Genomic DNA, 203 nt, shown 5'->3' on the forward strand with positions numbered 1-203 from the left:
AACCACGGATACCATCATTGAGGTGACAGGTTTAACTGGTACTTTAGGAATCAGTAACTTTACTACTGCCTTAGTGTAGTTTCTGGTTTCCTTTAGGGAAACCACATTGTAGAGACGTTTCATGAAACGTCTCTACATCATCCTTATGATTGATGTGATATGATCACCATTCAATTATTACAGCACTTCCCAGTGTTATGAGG

Annotated in this window: 1 protein-coding gene; it reads left to right on the top strand. The window is 38.9% G+C overall.

Annotated elements, in window-relative coordinates; genetic code table 11:
• The coding region (locus tag ACIR131C_RS27390) for a bluetail domain-containing putative surface protein (protein ID WP_423752202.1) at positions 1-79 on the top strand (79 nt) is incomplete at its 5' end.
• Positions 80-203: the final 124 nt, after the last annotated feature.

It is taken from the genome of Dolichospermum circinale AWQC131C, assembly GCF_000426905.1.
Taxonomy (GTDB): Bacteria; Cyanobacteriota; Cyanobacteriia; order Cyanobacteriales; family Nostocaceae; genus Dolichospermum; species Dolichospermum circinale.